This is a genomic window from Pseudomonas sivasensis, assembly GCF_021391435.1.
Taxonomy (GTDB): Bacteria; Pseudomonadota; Gammaproteobacteria; order Pseudomonadales; family Pseudomonadaceae; genus Aquipseudomonas; species Aquipseudomonas sivasensis.
This window is the reverse complement of record NZ_CP090029.1, coordinates 2,144,009-2,162,289: the sequence shown is the minus strand read 5'-3', so window position 1 is coordinate 2,162,289 and position 18,281 is coordinate 2,144,009. Positions and strand designations below refer to the sequence as shown.

Below are 18,281 nucleotides of genomic sequence, written 5' to 3'. Positions count from 1 at the left end.
GTCAGGCCAAGACTTTACCTAATCCCGCTTACTTATTCGCTAGGCCTGCAATGCATGGCGAAACAAAAAGCTCACCTTTATAAGCGCCTTGCACGGTGCGCTTGGCCACGATCAACCACATTAGCGTCAATGCCATCACCAACACGCAACCAAATACACTGAAGAACCCCAGTTGCAACAGACTCGCCAGCTTTAACGTGGCCAGGGCGTACACGCCCAGCGGGAAGGTAAAGCCCCACCAGCCCAGATTGAAGGGAATGCCAGCGCGCAGGTAACGCAGGGTTATCAGTACAGCGATGAGCATCCACCACAAGCCGAAGCCCCACAGGGTGATACCAGCAACCAGGCTGAGACCATTGGCCATTTCACCCACGCCAGGCAAGCCATTGGCGGCAAAGATCGCTGGCGCATCGCCGCCCAGTAGCAACATGCCAAGGGCACCAGTGCCAATGGGGCCGAGCGCCAGCCAGCTCGACGCAGCCATGTTGGCGTGAGGCAGTTTATGCAGGGCCATGCGCAACATCAGGATGGTCAAAATGCTGAACGCCACCGGCAGGGAAAACGCCCACAACACGTAGCTGGTCACCAGCATTACCAGTTGCGAGTGAGCGTCCGCCAGGTGCGGTGCGAGCAGGCCACCGCTGGCTGCAGCGACTTCGGCGGCGACCACCGGCAACAGCCACACGGCGGTCATCTGGTCGATGCTGTGTTCTTGGCGGGTGAACATCATGAAGGGGATGAGCACACCGCAGGCCAGTGCCATCGCCACATCCAGCCACCACAGGGATTCGGCCAGCGGGATCACATCGCCACCCCAACGCGGCAGGCCAAACAGCAGCAAGCCATTGAGAATGGTCGCCAGGCCCATGGGAATGGTGCCAAAGAACATCGAGACAGTGGAGTGCCCGAAGATCCGCCGCGCCTCGTGGAAAAACATCAACCAACGCGCGGCATACAAGCCACTGAACAGGATGAACAGGCCGATGGTGAACCACCACAGCCCTTCGGCAATGGCATGCAGACCGGGCATATTTACCGGCAACTGCGCCAGCGCCAGCGCCAGTACGCCGGTGCCCATGGTCGCGGCGAACCAGTTGGGGGTGAATTGGCGAATCACTTCCCGAGGACGGGCCAGGTGACTGAAGGGCTTGTAGCTGATGGCATTCGAGCAGGTCATGATGAAAATCCTCTTCCTCGCATGAGGTTGAGACCATCATAGAACCTGATCGAATATCTATATAACGGGTAATATCTCTAACTGTTATCTACTTGGCAGATATGCAGGCCGCCTTGGACTTTGCCGAATCCTGCAGCAGCAAAGCGACCAACGCCCCGAGGGCCAGCAGAATGAGGACTGCGCCGTAACCGTCGGTGGTGGCGATCAGGCCAAAGCTGCGAATCAGGTTGCCCGCCAGCAACGAAGGCAAACAAAACGCCAAATAACTCAGCACATAGAATGCCGACATCAAGCCTGCGCGTTCATGGGGCAAGGCCAGCGGCACCACACTGCGCAATGCGCCGAGAAAGCCGGCGCCGAAGCCGCTGCCGGCGATCAACGTGGCGATAAAAAACAGCGGCAGGCTGGCGCTGTGCACTGCCGTGAGGATCAGCGCCACCCCCACAGCCAACAGCGCAGCGCCCAGGCGCAGTACCTTACTGGCCGGTCGATTGCGCAGGGTGAAGATCACCAGCGCCCCGCTCAACGTCAGCACCGCCACCAAGCCACCACCGATAAGGTTCGACGTAGAGCCTGTCGCCGCCCGCACCAGCGACGGCGCCAGGGACAAGTAAAAGCCCCCCATTGCCCACACCGCCACGTCCACCGGCAGCGAAAGCCACAACGCTCGACGCGCCTGGGGCGGCACATGCAGCGTTGGGCGCAGCGATGCCACTGCACCGGGAATGCGATCAACGGTTTCCGGCAGGCGCCATACATAAAGCGCCTGCACCAGCATCAGCGCCAGCAGCGTCCAGTAGATCAACTGCGTCGGCAGCGGCGCGAACTCCACCAGCAAACTGCTGCCCATCGCCCCGCACGCCATACCCAGCAGAGGCGCAACACTGTTGACCAGCGGGCCCTGTTGACGGTCGGTGTCGAGCAATGCCGCGCCCAGCACCGCCGTGGCCATCCCGGTGGCAAACCCTTGCACGGTACGCGCGGCAATCAGCCAGGCCACGCTGCCCTCATTGATGAACAGCAGCATCGCCAGCATATTCAGGACCAACGCAGCAAAAATCACTGGCTTGCGTCCCAGGTGGTCCGACAGCGAGCCCACGGTCAACAGCGCCGCCAAGAGGCTCAAGGCGTAAACGCCAAAGATCAACGTGAGCATGCCTGCCGAAAAATGCAGCCCCTCCTGATACAGGTGATACAACGGTGTCGGCGCGCTGGAAGCCGCTAGAAACGTCAGCAACGTGATCGCCAGGAACACCAGGCTCGAACGATGAGAAATACGGCTGGACATAGGCACGCTCAACTAAAGCTAATATTTTGCTTTTGCGGAGTGTGCTACTGACCAACGCTTAAAGCAAATTCTTTGTGTTAAGGTCATAAACATGGCGATTAAAGAAGGCCTCCGCCCGGGGGGTCGTAGTGCCCGGGTACAAGAATCCGTTCATTCGGCCGTGCGTGAGCTGCTGAAAACCCAGGAGCGCTCCAGTGTCACCGTGCCGATGATTGCCACCCGCGCAGGCGTCACGCCCTCGACCATCTACCGGCGCTGGGGCGACCTTTCCATGCTTCTGGCCGATGTGGCGCTGGCGCGCATGCGGCCTGATAGCGAGCCGGCCAACACCGGGACCCTGCGCGGTGATCTGCAAGCCTGGGCCGAGCAATATCTGGATGAGATGAGTTCGGAACCGGGGCGAAACATGATGCGCGACGTGCAATGCAGCCTGACACCCGGGTATTGCGTGAGCATCTTGAGTGGGCAGCTTCAGGCGATTGTTGATCGTTATCCGGATAACAACCCGCCCAGCGTCGACCGCCTGATCAACTTGCTGGCGGCGCCGACGGTGTTTCGTATTCTGTTCTCAACCGAGCCACTGAAAGTTGAAGAACTGCACGCGCTGATCGAACTGGCACTGAAGGCCTGACACAAAACTAAATGTGAGAGGGGGCTTGCTCCCGATTGCGATGTGTCAGCTACAGATAAGCTGACTGACATAGCGCAATCGGGAGCAAGCCCCCTCTCACATTTTTTACGCGTTCGGGTCAGTACTCAGGTACGCATCCCACGCCCGCTCACCAGCAACTTCGCGCAACCGATATACAACACCACCGTCGCCACGATCATGAAAGTGATCGCCACACTGATCTTGATATCCGACACACCCAGGATGCCGTAACGGAACGCGTTGACCATATGCAGCACCGGGTTGGCCAGCGACACCGTCTGCCAGAACGGCGGCAGCAAAGTGATGGAGTAAAACACCCCGCCCAGGTAAGTCAGCGGCGTCAGCACAAAGGTCGGGATGATCGAAATATCATCGAAGTTGCGTGCGAATACGGCGTTGATGAAACCCAGCAGCGAGAAAATCGTCGCCGTCAGCACGACCACCAGAATGGTGACCCCGAGGTGATGCACTTGCAGGTGGGTGAAGAACAGCGACAGCAGCGTCACGATCACCCCGACCATCAAGCCACGCAACACACCGCCAGCGGTGTAGCCAAGCAGGATAGTGTGCGGCGACACCGGCGAGACCATCAGTTCTTCGATGGAGCGCTGGAATTTGCTGCCGAAAAAGCTTGAGACCACGTTGCCGTAGGAGTTGGTGATCACCGACATCATGATCAGGCCCGGCACGATGTACTCCATGTAAGTGAAGCCGCCCATATCACCGATCTGCCGGCCGATCAGGTTACCGAAGATCACGAAGTACAGAACCATGGTGATCGCCGGCGGCAGCAAGGTCTGCGGCCAGATTCGGGTAAAGCGCTTCACTTCGCGGTAAACGATGGTTTGCAGTGCGACGAGGTTGGGTTGCAGTTCGGAACTCATACCGCCACCTTCGTCAGATTTTTCTCCACCAGGGACACGAACAACTCCTCAAGGCGATTGGTTTTGTTACGCAGGCTCAGCACTTCGATGTTCTGGGTCGCCAGCTGCGTAAACAGCGCGGTGATGCCCATGGCTTTATCCACTTGGACTTCCAGGGTGTGGCTGTCCACCAGGCGGCTTGGGTAGCCAAGCAATTGCGGCGGCGCCGACAGATTGTTCTTCAGGTCGAGCAGGAAAGTCTCCACATGCAACTGGCCCAGCAGGTTACGCATGCTGGTGTTCTCGACGATGGTGCCGTGGTCGATGATGCCGATGTTGCGGCACAACTGTTCAGCCTCTTCCAGGTAATGGGTGGTGAGGATGATGGTGATGCCCTTCTCGTTCAGCTCGGTGAGGAAGGTCCACATCGAGCGACGCAGCTCAATGTCCACGCCGGCGGTGGGTTCATCGAGGATCAGCAGCCGCGGCTCATGCACCAGGGCGCGAGCAATCATCAGGCGACGTTTCATGCCGCCGGACAATGAACGGGACGGCACGTCGCGCTTGTCCCAAAGGCCCAACTGGGTCAGGTACTGCTCGGCGCGTTCCTTGGCAACTTTCGCCGGGATGCCGTAGTAACCGGCTTGGGTCACGACGATGTCGAAGGTTTTTTCAAACTGGTTGAAGTTAAATTCCTGGGGCACCACGCCGATGGAACGCTTGAGCGCCGCCGGGGATTTGTCCAGGTCATGGCCGAAGATATTCACCGTGCCGCTGGTTTTGTTGACCAGGGTGGAGAGGATGCCGATGGTGGTGGATTTGCCGGCACCGTTGGGGCCGAGCAAGGCGAAAAAATCACCTTCGGCAACGTCCAGATCGATACCACTCAGGGCCTGGAAACCGTTGCCGTAGGTTTTGGTTAGCTGCCGGATGGACAGAGCGGAACTCATATCGGAATACGCACCAAAGAAGGGAATAGAAAGAGTAGATGAGCGCGCAGCGCACGTAGTTCAACGGCGGCGCATGACCAGCATGGTGCTTGGCTGCGCCGCACAAGTACAGTCACCTGTATTAATAGTCAGTATTAAGTCAACGCGGTCATGACCGCTTTGCGATAGGCCGGACGCTGTTGCAGACGCTGGTACCAGGCTTCCAGATGGGGCATTGCGGGGCGTTCGATGGGCATCTCGAACCAGGCATACGCAAAGCATCCCAGGGGGATATCGCCTATGCCGAACGCGTTGCCGGACAAGTAAGGCTGCTCGGCGAGGGCTTGATCGACTGTTTTGAGCGCATCGATACACGCCTGGCGCCCGGCGTTGATACTGTCCCAGTTCTGTTTTTCCGCCGGAGTACGCAGGACACCCCAGAAGACCGCTTTGAAGGGCTCAGCCAGGGTGGAGGTTGTCCAGTCCATCCACTTCTCTGCGCTTGCTCGGGCTTGCGGGTCGCTCGGGTAAAATTCCGACGCATGCTTCGCGCATAAATAACGCACGATGGTGTTGGATTCCCACAACACAAAGTCACCGTCCTGAATCATCGGCACCCGCCCATTGGGGTTCAGTGCCCGATATTGCGGGGTGTCGACCACACCAAAAGCCCCGCCCGCATCAATTGCTTCATAGTCCAGGCCGAGCTCCTCGGCGCACCATAGTGCTTTCCTGACGTTTGATGAATTTTTACGACCCCAGATCTTCAGCATGACCGCGCCTTATTGTTGATGAACATGGCTATGGACGCAGCAGCATACGCCGGTTCACCCGCGGCTTAAATCGCTCTGCATATCACCCAACAGGTTTGGCATGTCTTCGACAAAAAGGTGCGGGTAGCATTTCTGAATATGGGTGAAGAACAACTGCTCGGGTACATCAGCAAATTGCCCATGGTCCACCACGTACTCCATCGAGCGTTGGCCCTGACGATTGAACGCGTGAAACACACTGTCGTTGAGCCCATCAAATTCCAGCGGCGGCACATCAAACACCGCGCACAATTGCTGATTGAACGCCGGCGTGGCTTTGACCCAGCCACCGTTCAGGTGCAGCTCGGTGTAACCGTGCATGGCGAACACATCACTCTTGAGCAACGCGAGCAGACGCGGCGTCGACAGGTGATTGCGCACATCCGCCAGGCCTATGCGCGCCGGGATACCACAGTGGCGCGCGCAGGCAGCGAGCAACGTGGCCTTGGGCACGCAGTAGCTCTCACGGGTAGCCAGGGCGTAGCTGGCATTCAAGGTGTCTGGGTCGCGGCTGAACGTGTAGGGGTTGTAGCGCACCGCCTCACGCACGGCGTAATAGAGACTGACTGCCTGGTCAGTTAAATCCGCGCGGGTTCCGCGATGTTTTTCCGCGAACTCCACCACCGCAGGGTGGTCACTATCGATGAAGCGGCTGGGACTCAGGTACGTTTCCATGAGTGTTATCTCCGAAGGAAGCCTGGAGTTTAGCGACAGGTCTGCCATAGAGATAACGACGATTCGGCCAAATGTCGGCGCCTGTAGATCGGTGCTTTGCGTACAACTCGTTACACCCTGACTGCCGCGCTTTCTCGGATGCCGACTAAGCTCCTTGGTGGTTTCGCCCCTGGTTTCACGGAGGATTGAATATGCTGTTGTTGTGGATACTGGTTCTGGTGGTCGGCATTGCCTACCTGGCACACCGCCGCACCGCGCCCCTGCCCGCCTTGGGCGTGGTCGCCGTCTACCTGCTGGCGATGGGCGCTTGGAGCCATGCACCGGGCTGGCTGCTGCTGATCTTCTGGGTGCTGATCGCCGCCGTCGCAGCGCCGTTGCTGCTGCCCGACCTGCGTCGCCAATACTTCACCAAGCCGCTGTTCAGTTGGTTCCAGAAAGTCCTGCCGCCCATGTCCGAAACCGAGCGCGATGCCATCGACGCGGGCACCGTGTGGTGGGACGGCGAGCTGTTCAGCGGTCGCCCCGATTGGGACAAGTTGCTTGCCTACCCCAAGGTCCAACTGACCGAAGAGGAACAGGCCTTTATCGACGGCCCAACCGAAGAACTCTGTGCCATGGTCAGCGACTGGGAAATCGGTCAGGCCATGGACCTGCCTCCAGCCGCCTGGGAGCACATCAAGACCCACGGTTTCTTCGCCCTGATCATTCCCAAGGAATATGGCGGCAAAGGCTTCTCCGCCTACGCCCACTCCCAGGTCGCAATGAAGCTTGCCACCCGCAGCGGCGACCTCGCCTCAACCGTGATGGTGCCCAACTCCCTCGGCCCGGCCGAGCTGCTGCTGCACTACGGTACCGACGAACAACGCAACCACTACCTGCCGCGCCTGGCTCGTGGCGATGACATTCCATGCTTTGCCCTCACCGGCCCACTGGCAGGGTCCGATGCGGGCGCCATGCCCGACACGGGCGTGATCTGCAAAGGTGAATGGGAAGGCAAGGAAACCCTCGGTCTTCGCCTGAACTGGGAAAAACGCTACATCACCCTTGGACCCGTCGCGACCTTGCTCGGGCTGGCCTTCAAGGCCCATGACCCGGACCACTTGCTGGGCGAAGAGGAAGACTTGGGCATCAGCCTGGCGTTGATTCCCACCGACACTCCTGGCGTGGAAATCGGCCGTCGTCACCTGCCCCTGGGCGCCGCGTTTATGAACGGCCCCAACTCTGGCAAAGATGTGTTTATCCCCCTGGAATTCCTCATCGGCGGCCAGGAAATGCTCGGCAAGGGCTGGATGATGCTGATGAACTGTCTGTCGGTGGGCCGTTCGATTTCCCTGCCAGCAGTCGGCACCGGCGCTGCCAAGTTCACCAGTCTGGTGACCGGCCAATACGCCCAGGTGCGCGAGCAGTTCAACGTACCGCTGTCGGCCTTCGAAGGTATCCAGGAAGCCCTGGCTCGCATCGGCGGCAACGCCTGGCTGATGGACAGCGCGCGCATGCTCACCGCCAATGCCGTCGACCTTGGGGAAAAGCCTTCGGTGCTGTCGGCGATTCTCAAGTACCACCTGACCGAACGGGGCCGCGAGTGCATCAGCCATGCCATGGATGTGCACGGCGGCAAGGGCATCATCATGGGCCCGAACAATTACCTGGGCCGTAGCTGGCAAGGCGCGCCGATCTTCATCACCGTGGAAGGCGCGAACATCCTCTCGCGCAACCTGATGATCTTTGGCCAGGGCGCCATCCGCTGCCATCCGTTCGTACTCAAGGAAATGGCCCTGGCCGGCCGCGAAGATCACGACCAGGCGTTAAAGGAATTCGACGGCCTGCTGATGCGGCATATCGGTTTTGCCGTGAGCAACGCCGCCAGCACCCTGGTACTGAACCTCGGTATTGGCCGCTTTGAGAAAGCGCCGGGCAACCGCTTGAGTCAGGGTTATTTCCGTGCGCTGAACCGCCAAGCTGCGGCGTTCGCCCTGCTAGCGGACTTGAGCATGATGCTGCTGGGTGGCGAATTGAAACGCCGCGAACGCCTGTCGGCACGCCTGGGGGATGTACTGAGCCATATGTACCTGGCCTCGGCGGCGCTCAAGCGTTATCACGACCTGGATTCACCGGACCACCTGGAACCGCTGTTCGCCTGGGCCATGGAAGAAAGCCTCGGCGAGTCGGAACGCGCGCTGGATGAGTTGCTGAGCAACTTCCCAAACAAGGTGCTCGGATGCCTCTTGCGGGTGATCGTATTCCCGTTCGGCCGTCGCCACACGGGGCCGTCCGATGCACTGGATGCCGAAGTGGCCGCAGTGATAGGCCGCGCCAAAGGCGATCCAACCCTGGAAGAATTGCTGGCCGGCTGCTATCGCCCGCAATCGGCGGACGATCCGGTAGGCGCCCTGCAACATGCCTACGACCTGCTGGGTGCCAGCCATCCGCTGCAGAAAAAACTCCACACTGCGCTCAAAAGCGGCCAGGTCAAACCGAGCGCCGGCGAGCATGCCATCGACGCAGCACTGCACGCCGGGGTGCTGCAACCGGCCGAAGCACAGACCCTGCGTGACGCCGAGGCAGCACGACGCAAGGTGATCGACGTGGATGATTTCAGCAAGGAAGAGTTGACCCAGGCTGAGGGTAAAGTCCGCTGAGTCGAGCGGTCATATAAATACGGGCGCGAGAGCTATATACTCTCGCGCCCGTTTTTGCTTTAGAGGACTTATCTCGTGTCCAACGTCGTTGCCGATCATCTCGTCTTGCTCGACCACCTGCGCAGCATCCTGGTTGCCGTCGGCGAAGCCGAACAGGTGCCCGAGGAAAGCCACACCCTATTCCTGGAGCGCTTCGACGAATTGCGCGCGCTGCTGCCCATCGACCCGATCGAAAGCCAGTACCTGGGGCAGGACTTGATGAGCCAGGTCATCCTGCGCTACCCGCAAATTGCCCACCTCGTACCACGCGATCTGCTGTGGTTCTTCGGCGGCGACTGCCTGCACTTCATGCCCGACGAAGAACTGGACCTTTACCAAGCCTTGGAAGAACGTCGCTTTGAGGCCGAACAGAACGACGAACCGTTCGACTGGAACCAGGAAAAACAGTTGCTGGCCATGCCCCAGGATCAGAGCAAGCACTGATCAGCCAACCACACCAGAGGGCCGACGCAACGTCGGCTCCTTCGCCATACACTCCACCAAATAATCAATGAACACCCGCAGCTTAGGCGGCAGGTAGCGCGTGGGCGAATGCAGCAGCCACGCCTCGCCATGGTAGGACGCAATAAAATCCCACCCCGGCAGCACCTGCACCAACCGCCCCTCCTCCAATGCATGACGCGCTGTAAAGTACGGCAAGCTGCCAATCCCCACATGCTGCAGCACCGCATCCAGCCGCACGCCGGTGTGGTTAGCGGCATAACGCCCACGCACGCTGACGGTCACCGCCCTACCACCCTGGCGAAACTTCCAGCGCGAGTCGCCCGGGGTTTCGCCAAGGTAGATACAGCTGTGCTCCAACAAGTCGTGGGGATGCTCCGGTGTACCGTGCTCGGCCAAATACTGCGGCGTAGCGCAAAGCAAATGTTCAATCGGCAATAGCTGGCGCCCCACCAGGCCCGGCGGCGGGCTGTCGGTGATGCGAATGCTCAGATCAACATTGTCATCGATCATGTCCACCTGCCGGTCTTCCAGTATCAATTGCACATCCACCTTGGGATATCGCCGCAGGAACTCGGGCATATGCGGATGCACCACAAACCGCCCGACCGCCTTGGGCACACTGACACGCACCAGGCCCTCAGCCTCATGGGTGAATTGACCGCTGATTTCCATCACCGAGCGCGCAGCGCTGACCATCTCCTGGCAGCGCTTGAATACCTCTTCACCCCCGTCGCTCAGGCGCAGTTTTCGCGTGGTACGTTGCAGTAACCGGGTAGCCAGGGCTTTTTCCAGGCGCGAAATACTGCGACTCACCGCTGACGGCGAGACACTCAGTTGCCGTGCCGCTTCGGAGAAGCTGCCGGTCTCTACCACCTTGACGAAAATCGCCATTTCACCCAGCAGCGGTAACGGAAGATTGATGCTCATGACGCACAGGTCCATTGATAATTGAGCGGATTATCACCTAATCCGGCAGCATTTATACTGCCCGCAGAACCCTGATGCGGATGTAGAAAATGACCGAGCGCCTGTTTTTCACCCATGACCACCTCACCGCAGAGCTTGAAGTGCTGGGTTGCACGCCCTTTGAGGACCAGTTTGCGGTCATTTTGCAGTCGACGATTTTTCATCCCCAAGGCGGCGGCCAGCCGTCCGACACCGGTTGGCTGGGTGAAGCCCGGGTACTGCGCGTCACTCAGGAGGTTGATCGCGTGGTGCACTATCTCAACCAACCTGTGCCACTGGGCGCCATCAATGCGCGGGTCGATGAACCACGCCGCGCCCTGCACACGCGCCTGCATTCCGCCGGGCATTTGATCGGCAACGCCGGCGAAACCCTGGGCTGGATGCCAATCAAGGCCCACCACTGGCCGGGCGAAGGCAAGATCACCTTTATCCGTGGCGAAACCGCGCAAGCCATCGACGCCGAAACCCTCCAGCAGCAGATCAACCAATGGATCGCCGCAGACTACCCACGCCATATGACCCTGGACGAAGGCATCCGCGAAGTAGGTTTCGGTGAGTTGCCCACGTACGCTTGCGGTGGCACCCATGTGCAAACACTGGGCGAGCTGGGTGAGGTGACGATCCTTGCCTTGTCGGAAAAAAAGGGCGCGCTGTCGGTACGTTACAGCCTTGACTGAACCGCAATCGCTCTCGCCGAGCACAATGAGCTGCGCGGCCTCTAAAACGCAGGTCACGACGTTGCGAAATAAGCATTCAAGGGGGCTATCGAGTTTTTAGATAAGCCTTCTTACGGCCTCCCCGGCACACCTTTGCAGTGTTAGTGTGTGGAAATGTTTCTGACACATTGATCAGAAATCTCCTACTTTCCCTTTGCAAAGGAATGCCTTTAGCCATGCACTTCCCTCTCAAACATTTGGCGGCTGCGACCCTGTTCGCGGCGAGCCTTTCGGTGATGAGCACTCCCGCCTTTGCCAATATCACCCCGCAGCAAAGCACGGCAATTCTGAAGAGCTTCAACGAAACTTCGGTCACCGACTTTCGTGGTTTCCTCAGCACACTAGCCAAGGGAGACCTGGGCAAAACGGCGGATGTAGGCCCTGCAATCAGCGTCTTCCTCGACAACCAGACCCTGACCGCCGACCAGCAGAACGAGATCCATCGCTTGCTGGGTATTTACACCCGAGTTAAATACGGAAAAGCCGCCCTAGAAACTCTGCGCGAACTGGTGGAAATCCCAACCTTCAACGTAGACGGTGTTCCGCAATACAAGAATCCGGAATTCACCCGGATTGCCGACAAGCTACAGGCCCTGGCCAAGACCTTTGACCTGAACTTCCGTAACGTCGACAACCGCGTGTACGAAATTTCCCTGGCAGGCAGCGGCGACGAAGTGGTGGGCATCCACGCCCACGCCGACGTGGTGCCGGTAACCCCGGAAAACTGGGTACTGAAAGACGGCACCAAGCTTGATCCGTTCAAGGTCACGCTGATCGGCGACCGCATGTATGGCCGTGGTACCGAGGATGATAAAAACGGCATCGTGGTGGCTATGTATGCCATGAAAGTGATCAAGGAAGAAAAGCTGCCGCTGGCGCGCAATTTCAAACTGCTGGTGGATACCACCGAGGAGACCTCCGGAGACGCGATCCCTTACTACTTCGAACGCAACCCGACACCGCAATACAACCTTGCGCTGGATGGCGGCTATCCGGTGGTGATTGCCGAAAAAGGTTATGGCACCGTCATGGCCACCTTCCCCCGCCGCAAAGGGGAAGGCAAAGGCGCAGAAATCATCGCAATGACCGGCGGCATGGCCACCAACCAGATTCCATCGGCGTCGGTGGCCACGTTTATCAGCGACAACCCTAAGGAATTAGCAGCCAGCCTCCAAAAGGCCGGCACGGAATACGTCAAGCGCAACGGTGGCGATTTTGAGGTGAGCGCCAAGGTCAACGGCAAGGACGTCAAGCTGACTGTCACCGGCGTGTCGGCGCACTCCTCCGAGCCGGAGTCCGGCATCAACCCGGTCGCGCGCATGCTGGAGCTGATTCACAGCGTCGACGGCAAGATCGCTCTCAAGCACAACCACATCACCGACGCTGCGCGGTATGCGTCCGACAATTGGGGCCTGGATTACTTGGGTGGCAAATTGGGCGTGGGTTTTGCGGATGATTTCATGGGCCCGCTGACCACCTCACCGACCTTTGTCGGGCTGGATGAAAAGGCTTTCAAGCTGGCAGTCAACCTCCGGGTGCCGAAGGGTAAATCCCCGGAGCAGCTCAAGGCCGAGATCGCCGAAAAGTTGAGCGCCTGGGACAAGAAAACCAAGGTCAACGTGGACTTCACCTACTCGGTGGCCGAGCCGATGTTCCGCAACCCGGAAGGTGAATGGGTGAAGGCCTTACTCGCGGTAGCCAGCGAAAACCTGGGCATGGAACACAAGTTCGGCACCTCGGCTGGAGCGACCTCCGTGCACGAGTTGCCCAACGGTGTGCAATTTGGCCTGGCGCGACCGGAAGTGAAGTACACCGGGCATACCGACAATGAGTTCAAGACGGTCGACCAGTTCTTGCTGGATCTGCAGATCGTCACCGAAATGATGGGGCGTATCGGACAGCTGCCCAAGCTCTGATAGCGGCTGAAGCGCTCCCCAACAACAAACGCCGATCATTGCTGATCGGCGTTTTTGTGTGCGGCGCAGGGGTTAACGCGTCAACCCGAAGCGCCCAGGAACGGCAGCGCCAGATACAACTTGATCACCACCGCATTGGTGATATCGATAAAGAATGCGCCCACCATCGGCACCACCAGAAACGCAATCTGTGACGGCCCGAAGCGTTGCGTCACCGCCTGCATGTTGGCAATCGCCGTCGGCGTGGCACCGAGCCCGAACCCGCAGTGCCCTGCGGCCAGCACTGCCGCATCGTAATTGCTGCCCATGACCCGGAACGTGATGAAAATCGCAAACAGCGCCATCAGCAACGCCTGCGCGGCCAGCAGGATGACAATCGGCAAGGCGAGTGCTGCCAGGTCCCACAGCTTGAGCGACATCAAGGCAATAGCCAAGAACAACGACAGACTGACATTGCCCAGCACCGATACCTCGCGCTCGAACACCTGATGCCAGCCCAGCGCCGACAAGCCGTTACGCAGCACGACGCCTACAAACAGCACACAGACGAAAGTGGGCAACTCCAGTGCTGTGCCTTGAAGGAAGCCGTTGAGGTAGGTGCCGACCTGGAGGCTGATCGCAAGCAACGCGAGGGTTTCGATGAATGAGAACGGGGTAATCAAACGCTCCCTGTTCGGTTGCTCGAAGCCGTTGGGCAGGCGTGGCTGCACCTGCTCGATACCAGGCACCTGGACCCGCTTGATCAGCAAGCGGGCAACCGGACCTCCAATCAAGCCCCCGAGTACCAAGCCGAAGGTTGCGGAGGCGATCGCCAATTCTGACGCGGAGGCCACGCCATACTTCTCGCTGAACACAGTCCCCCAGGCGGCACCCGTACCGTGTCCGCCTGACAGCGTCACCGAGCCGGCGAGCAAGCCCATCAACGGGTCGAGTCCCAAGGCCTTGGCCAATGCGATGCCCATGGCGTTTTGCACCACCAGCAGTGTGGTCACGACCAACAGAAAGATCGCCAGGATTCGACCGCCTTTCTTCAAACTGGCGAAATCCGCGTTCAGTCCAATAGTGGCGAAAAATGCCAGCATCAACGGGGTTTGCAACGAAGGGTCGAAGCGCACCTCAATATCGGCTAGCCCCCGCAACGCCAAAAGCACTAAAGCGACCACAAGGCCGCCGGCTACCGGCGCGGGAATATTGTAGGCGCGTAAAAAGCCTATGCGGGCAACCAGCCAGCGGCCAAGCAAAAGCACAAGGGACGCGGCGACCAGGGTTGAATAGAAGTCCAGCTGTAACATCCGGGCAGCTCTCTGAGGTGAACAAGGAAAATAGGCACGCCAGAGTAGAGACAGCGGGACCAATTCGCATCAACCTCACGGAAAGTACAGACTATTCCTACAAGACCCACCACATCAGCGGCGCAGCAGATGGCTTTACCAGGAAAAGCACATCTGGAACCGGCAAGAATGAAAAAAGAGACCGAAGCCCCTTTACGTAAATCGCAGGCAAAAAAAAGCCACTCGCTTGAGTGGCTTTTTTCTTGAATATGGAGCGGGAAACGAGACTCGAACTCGCGACCCCGACCTTGGCAAGGTCGTGCTCTACCAACTGAGCTATTCCCGCAAATGGCGTCCCCTAGGGGACTCGAACCCCTGTTACCGCCGTGAAAGGGCGGTGTCCTAGGCCACTAGACGAAGGGGACACGCTACTGAAACACATGGTGTGTATTTCAGTGCCCAGAGGCCTCATCCGAAGACTTGGTCCTGGTTTCACTCAGCGCCGCCCGAAAGCAACACCGCTTAAAATGGAGCGGGAAACGAGACTCGAACTCGCGACCCCGACCTTGGCAAGGTCGTGCTCTACCAACTGAGCTATTCCCGCAAATGGCGTCCCCTAGGGGACTCGAACCCCTGTTACCGCCGTGAAAGGGCGGTGTCCTAGGCCACTAGACGAAGGGGACACGCTACTGAAACACATGGTGTGTATTTCAGTGCCCAGAGGCCTCATCCGAAGATTGGGTCCTGGTTTCACTCAGTGCCGCCCGAAAGCCACACTGTTTGTAAATTGGAGCGGGAAACGAGACTCGAACTCGCGACCCCGACCTTGGCAAGGTCGTGCTCTACCAACTGAGCTATTCCCGCATATGGCGTCCCCTAGGGGACTCGAACCCCTGTTACCGCCGTGAAAGGGCGGTGTCCTAGGCCACTAGACGAAGGGGACACACGTACAACATTCACTACTCAACGCGTTTCGCTGTGTGCTTTACGCTTTAAGTGGCGCGCATTCTATGGATGGATTGGGGGATCGTCAACCCCCAAGGATAAATTTATTAAAATCAATGACTTCGCCCGCGTTTACCAGCCGTTGCGAGCATTCTGCCCGTCCGCACCTTGACGCCTATATTCTGGCACCCGACAAGACGTTATAGTTCGCCCTGGCAAATAATGGCAATGTGCATCTACGCAGGGAGCGCTTGTCTATATAGAAGAAACTACCCGGGCAGCTGGTCGATCAGCCCTATCCGATAGCCGGCCCAGTCACTACACTCCATTGCAAACCCTATAAAGAGGTCACACCGGTGACACCACTCATGATCACCCTGCTGGTAATAGCCGGGATCGTAATACTGATCGCCATTGGCTATATGAACCACGTGGTGGAAAACAACAAGCTGGAAAAGCAGCGCGTCCAGATCGAGCTTAACGATCGCCTGCGCCGTTGCGGTGAGATCACCGAAACATTCCCAGGCCAACTGATGACCCCGGCGCTCAAACTGTTGTTGACCCGCCTGGAGCTCAACGTGAACCAGCGCCTGTTGAACCTCAACAAGACCAGTGCTCCTATTAAAGCGCGCATCACTGAGCTGAACACACTGGTGGCCCAGGGCGAATCGATCCCGGTCAACAACCCCCCGGCACCGATCCAGACCGAAGCCAAGGCCAAGGACGTGCGCTTCCTGCTGGAAGCCCTGCACGGCCAGGTCACGCGCGCAGCCCAGGACGGTTTCCTACCCTCCAACGAAGCCAAGCATTGGATCAAAGAAATCCGCCATATCCTGGTGCTGCTGCACATCGAGTTCTTCAACAACCTCGGCCAGCACGCGCTGCAGCAGGGCCAACCGGGCCAGGCACGCCTGGCCTTCGAGCGTGGTGTGCAGTACCTGCGCAAACAGCCGGAGCCGGTATTCTACAGCGCCCAGCTGCAATTGCTGGAAGGCCAACTGGCCCGCGCCAACTCCACCGTGCTGGCTAACAGCAAACAGGCCGCAGAAGAGGTCAACGAACTGACCCAAGGCATGAAAGAAGTCGACGCCGACGCCGAGTGGAAGAAGAAAGTCATCTACGATTGATCCTCGCAAAATAATAGGTGCCATCATCCTGGCACCTATCCTCCGCCCCCCGACTAGCGTAAAAAAGTGCGCCTCACTCCGTGAAGTCAGAGGCCTGCTATGCCTATCGCCGTCATTGATGGACAACCCCTGCACTACCTCGACCAAGGCACCGGCCCGGCCGTGCTGCTGGGCTCCAGCTACCTGTGGAACCGCGACATGTGGGCACCGCAGATCGACGCCCTGTCGCAACAGTACCGTGTGATCGTGCCCGAGCTATGGGGCCACGGTGAATCGGGCCAACTGCCCACGCAAACGCGCTCCCTAGACGACCTCGCACGCCAGACCTTGGCCCTGCTGGATCACTTGGCTATCACGCAGATCAACCTGGTGGGCCTCTCGGTCGGCGGAATGTGGGGCGCGCGCCTGGCGTTGCAGGCCCCCGAACGCATCAACAGCCTAATACTGATGGACACCTACCTCGGCGCCGAGCCTGAGGCCACGCGCCAGTATTACTTCTCGCTGTTCAAGATGATTGAAGACGCCGGCGCCATTCCAGAGCCGTTGCTGGATGTGATCGCACCGATCTTCTTCCGCCCGGACATCGACCGCGAATCAGCGCTGTACCAGGACTTTCGCACGTCACTGCGGGCCTTTTCCCGAGAACGCCTGCTGCAGAGCGTCGTGCCCTTGGGCCAGTTGATCTTCAGCCGCGACGACGTGCTGGAGCAACTACCGCGCCTGGACGCCGATACCACTTTGGTGATGTGCGGCGAGCAGGACAAACCTCGTCCACCCGTCGAATCCAAGGAAATGGCCGAACTGATTGGCTGCGCACTGACGTTGATTCCAGACGCAGGGCATATCTCCAGCCGGGAGAACCCGGACTTCGTCAACGAAGCGCTGCTGACCTTTCTCGCAAACCACGCTTGATCGCCCTCCCCTTTGATCGCAGCCTCGGTGCTGCGATCAAAGGCGGAAATGCCCCACCATCCCCTTGAGCTCCGCCCCCAACTGCGCCAGCTGGATACTCGACGCCGCATTGCCCTGCATGCTCAACGCCGATTGATCGGCACTCGCACGAATACTGGTGACGCTACGGTTGATCTCTTCAGCCACCGAGCTTTGTTCCTCAGCGGCAGCGGCGATCTGCTGGTTCATCTGCTGGATCAACGACACCGCCACTGCGATGCTGCCCAGGGCGCTCTCGGTTTCCAGCGCATCGCTGACCGCCAGCTTGACCAGCTCACCGCTTTGCTGGATCTGCTGCACCGATGATTGCGCCGCGCTGCGCAAGGTGCTGACCAACCGCTCGATTTCTTCGGTCGATTGCTGGGTACGCTTGGCCAGCGCCCGCACTTCATCGGCCACTACCGCAAAGCCACGGCCCTGCTCACCCGCACGGGCAGCCTCGATGGCCGCGTTCAGGGCCAGCAAGTTGGTCTGCTCCGCCACGCTTTTGATCACGCCCAACACAGTGCCAATGTTCTGGATTTCGGCACTGAGGCTCTCGATGCTCGCACTGGCATTGTTACTGGAAGTGGCCAGCAACTCGATGCGCTGCAAACTCTGGCGCACCACTTGCTGACCGCTGTCGACCTTGTCATCCGCGGTCTGCGCGGCTTGCGCGGCCTCTTCAGCGTTGCGCGCCACATCGTGCACCGTGGCGGTCATCTGGTTCATAGCAGTGGCCACCTGCTCGGTTTCCTCCTTCTGGCTGCTGACCTCGACATTGGTTTGCTCGGTCACGCTGGAGAGCGACTGCGCCGAGCTAGCCAATTGCTCGATACCGGCCTGCAGGCCGCTGACCATCTGGCTCAGG

The 18,281-nt window shown here is 59.1% G+C and carries 16 protein-coding genes and 6 tRNA genes; 7 read left to right on the top strand and 15 right to left on the bottom strand.

Translation table 11 applies throughout. The features are described from left to right. Positions 1 to 28 precede the first annotated feature (28 nt). Positions 29 to 1,177 (bottom strand): TDT family transporter, encoded by a 1,149-nt coding sequence (locus LRO94_RS09840; RefSeq protein ID WP_179179297.1) that lies wholly within the window; start codon positions 1,175 to 1,177, stop codon positions 29 to 31. Positions 1,178 to 1,265: 88 nt separating this feature from the next. Continuing rightward, positions 1,266 to 2,465, bottom strand: coding sequence for an MFS transporter (locus LRO94_RS09835; protein ID WP_032889247.1), 1,200 nt, complete (start codon positions 2,463 to 2,465; stop codon positions 1,266 to 1,268). Positions 2,466 to 2,556: 91 nt separating this feature from the next. Between LRO94_RS09835 and LRO94_RS09830 the strand changes: the two genes are divergently transcribed. Continuing rightward, entirely contained in the window at positions 2,557 to 3,096 is a 540-nt protein-coding gene (locus LRO94_RS09830) for a TetR/AcrR family transcriptional regulator (RefSeq protein WP_179179298.1), read from the top strand. Between the two features lie 125 nt (positions 3,097 to 3,221). Here LRO94_RS09830 and LRO94_RS09825 read toward each other — a convergent pair whose 3' ends face one another. From LRO94_RS09825 to LRO94_RS09810, 4 genes are all read right to left on the bottom strand, one after another. Then, positions 3,222 to 4,001 carry an ABC transporter permease gene (locus LRO94_RS09825; RefSeq protein ID WP_032889243.1) on the bottom strand — a complete coding sequence of 260 codons (780 nt, stop codon included), beginning with the start codon at positions 3,999 to 4,001 and terminating at the stop codon, positions 3,222 to 3,224. Next, a complete protein-coding gene (locus tag LRO94_RS09820; protein WP_095184279.1) occupies positions 3,998 to 4,930 on the bottom strand; it encodes an ABC transporter ATP-binding protein in 933 nt (310 codons plus the stop codon). The genes LRO94_RS09825 and LRO94_RS09820 overlap by 4 nt, the downstream gene beginning before the upstream one ends. A 134-nt stretch (positions 4,931 to 5,064) precedes the next feature. After that, positions 5,065 to 5,682 carry a glutathione S-transferase family protein gene (locus tag LRO94_RS09815; protein WP_032889239.1) on the bottom strand — a complete coding sequence of 206 codons (618 nt, stop codon included), beginning with the start codon at positions 5,680 to 5,682 and terminating at the stop codon, positions 5,065 to 5,067. Positions 5,683 to 5,736: 54 nt separating this feature from the next. Continuing rightward, positions 5,737 to 6,396 (bottom strand): transglutaminase-like domain-containing protein, encoded by a 660-nt coding sequence (locus LRO94_RS09810; RefSeq protein ID WP_179179299.1) that lies wholly within the window; start codon positions 6,394 to 6,396, stop codon positions 5,737 to 5,739. Positions 6,397 to 6,587: 191 nt separating this feature from the next. Between LRO94_RS09810 and LRO94_RS09805 the strand changes: the two genes are divergently transcribed. Next, positions 6,588 to 9,035 (top strand): acyl-CoA dehydrogenase, encoded by a 2,448-nt coding sequence (locus LRO94_RS09805; protein ID WP_179179300.1) that lies wholly within the window; start codon positions 6,588 to 6,590, stop codon positions 9,033 to 9,035. Positions 9,036 to 9,110: 75 nt separating this feature from the next. Beyond that, positions 9,111 to 9,518: a PA2817 family protein gene (locus LRO94_RS09800; protein WP_010567536.1), complete on the top strand. Its 408-nt coding sequence runs from the start codon at positions 9,111 to 9,113 to the stop codon at positions 9,516 to 9,518. On the opposite strand, the gene LRO94_RS09795 is transcribed toward LRO94_RS09800, so the two are convergent. Then, on the bottom strand, positions 9,519 to 10,466 hold the full coding sequence (locus tag LRO94_RS09795) for a LysR family transcriptional regulator (protein ID WP_032889233.1): 948 nt from the start codon (positions 10,464 to 10,466) through the stop codon (positions 9,519 to 9,521). A gap of 89 nt (positions 10,467 to 10,555) precedes the next feature. Here LRO94_RS09795 and LRO94_RS09790 point away from each other — a divergent pair, with 89 nt between their 5' ends. Both LRO94_RS09790 and LRO94_RS09785 read left to right on the top strand, forming a co-directional pair. After that, positions 10,556 to 11,182 (top strand): serine-tRNA(Ala) deacylase AlaX, encoded by a 627-nt coding sequence (locus LRO94_RS09790; RefSeq protein ID WP_032889231.1) that lies wholly within the window; start codon positions 10,556 to 10,558, stop codon positions 11,180 to 11,182. 215 nt (positions 11,183 to 11,397) lie between these two features. Then, positions 11,398 to 13,137, top strand: a complete 1,740-nt coding sequence (locus LRO94_RS09785; RefSeq protein WP_032889228.1) for a dipeptidase — start codon at positions 11,398 to 11,400, stop codon at positions 13,135 to 13,137. A gap of 80 nt (positions 13,138 to 13,217) precedes the next feature. On the opposite strand, the gene gltS is transcribed toward LRO94_RS09785, so the two are convergent. The 7 genes from gltS to LRO94_RS09750 all read right to left on the bottom strand — a co-directional run bounded on the left by gltS (position 13,218) and on the right by LRO94_RS09750 (position 15,351). Next, a complete protein-coding gene (gltS, locus tag LRO94_RS09780) occupies positions 13,218 to 14,429 on the bottom strand; it encodes a sodium/glutamate symporter (RefSeq protein WP_032889227.1) in 1,212 nt (403 codons plus the stop codon). 249 nt (positions 14,430 to 14,678) lie between these two features. Beyond that, positions 14,679 to 14,754: transfer RNA gene (locus tag LRO94_RS09775), tRNA-Gly, on the bottom strand. A gap of 3 nt (positions 14,755 to 14,757) precedes the next feature. Continuing rightward, positions 14,758 to 14,833 (bottom strand) — tRNA-Glu (locus LRO94_RS09770). A gap of 103 nt (positions 14,834 to 14,936) precedes the next feature. Then, a tRNA-Gly gene (locus tag LRO94_RS09765) sits at positions 14,937 to 15,012 on the bottom strand. 3 nt (positions 15,013 to 15,015) lie between these two features. Next, a tRNA-Glu gene (locus LRO94_RS09760) sits at positions 15,016 to 15,091 on the bottom strand. A gap of 105 nt (positions 15,092 to 15,196) precedes the next feature. Then, a tRNA-Gly gene (locus LRO94_RS09755) sits at positions 15,197 to 15,272 on the bottom strand. Positions 15,273 to 15,275: 3 nt separating this feature from the next. Continuing rightward, positions 15,276 to 15,351: transfer RNA gene (locus tag LRO94_RS09750), tRNA-Glu, on the bottom strand. Between the two features lie 358 nt (positions 15,352 to 15,709). On the opposite strand from LRO94_RS09750, the gene LRO94_RS09745 reads away from it, so the two are divergent. Beyond that, positions 15,710 to 16,480 (top strand): hypothetical protein, encoded by a 771-nt coding sequence (locus LRO94_RS09745; protein ID WP_179179301.1) that lies wholly within the window; start codon positions 15,710 to 15,712, stop codon positions 16,478 to 16,480. Positions 16,481 to 16,579: 99 nt separating this feature from the next. Further along, entirely contained in the window at positions 16,580 to 17,392 is an 813-nt protein-coding gene (locus LRO94_RS09740; RefSeq protein ID WP_032889223.1) for an alpha/beta fold hydrolase, read from the top strand. Positions 17,393 to 17,428: 36 nt separating this feature from the next. Here LRO94_RS09740 and LRO94_RS28040 read toward each other — a convergent pair whose 3' ends face one another. Then, positions 17,429 to 18,271, bottom strand: coding sequence for a methyl-accepting chemotaxis protein (locus tag LRO94_RS28040; protein ID WP_371260739.1), 843 nt, complete (start codon positions 18,269 to 18,271; stop codon positions 17,429 to 17,431). Between the last annotated feature and the right edge of the window lie 10 nt (positions 18,272 to 18,281).

What these genes read in the sequence shown, in the direction of transcription:
- LRO94_RS09790 (WP_032889231.1), top strand. Translation starts at nt 10,556, where the DNA reads ATGACCGAGCGCCTGTTTTTCACCCATGACCACCTCACCGCAGAGCTT.
- LRO94_RS09835 (WP_032889247.1), bottom strand. Translation starts at nt 2,465, where the DNA reads ATGTCCAGCCGTATTTCTCATCGTTCGAGCCTGGTGTTCCTGGCGATC.
- LRO94_RS09840 (WP_179179297.1), bottom strand. Translation starts at nt 1,177, where the DNA reads ATGACCTGCTCGAATGCCATCAGCTACAAGCCCTTCAGTCACCTGGCC.
- LRO94_RS09785 (WP_032889228.1), top strand. Translation starts at nt 11,398, where the DNA reads ATGCACTTCCCTCTCAAACATTTGGCGGCTGCGACCCTGTTCGCGGCG.
- LRO94_RS28040 (WP_371260739.1), bottom strand. Translation starts at nt 18,271, where the DNA reads ATGGTCAGCGGCCTGCAGGCCGGTATCGAGCAATTGGCTAGCTCGGCG.
- LRO94_RS09805 (WP_179179300.1), top strand. Translation starts at nt 6,588, where the DNA reads ATGCTGTTGTTGTGGATACTGGTTCTGGTGGTCGGCATTGCCTACCTG.
- LRO94_RS09795 (WP_032889233.1), bottom strand. Translation starts at nt 10,466, where the DNA reads ATGAGCATCAATCTTCCGTTACCGCTGCTGGGTGAAATGGCGATTTTC.
- LRO94_RS09830 (WP_179179298.1), top strand. Translation starts at nt 2,557, where the DNA reads ATGGCGATTAAAGAAGGCCTCCGCCCGGGGGGTCGTAGTGCCCGGGTA.
- LRO94_RS09740 (WP_032889223.1), top strand. Translation starts at nt 16,580, where the DNA reads ATGCCTATCGCCGTCATTGATGGACAACCCCTGCACTACCTCGACCAA.
- LRO94_RS09825 (WP_032889243.1), bottom strand. Translation starts at nt 4,001, where the DNA reads ATGAGTTCCGAACTGCAACCCAACCTCGTCGCACTGCAAACCATCGTT.
- gltS (WP_032889227.1), bottom strand. Translation starts at nt 14,429, where the DNA reads ATGTTACAGCTGGACTTCTATTCAACCCTGGTCGCCGCGTCCCTTGTG.
- LRO94_RS09815 (WP_032889239.1), bottom strand. Translation starts at nt 5,682, where the DNA reads ATGCTGAAGATCTGGGGTCGTAAAAATTCATCAAACGTCAGGAAAGCA.
- LRO94_RS09820 (WP_095184279.1), bottom strand. Translation starts at nt 4,930, where the DNA reads ATGAGTTCCGCTCTGTCCATCCGGCAGCTAACCAAAACCTACGGCAAC.
- LRO94_RS09810 (WP_179179299.1), bottom strand. Translation starts at nt 6,396, where the DNA reads ATGGAAACGTACCTGAGTCCCAGCCGCTTCATCGATAGTGACCACCCT.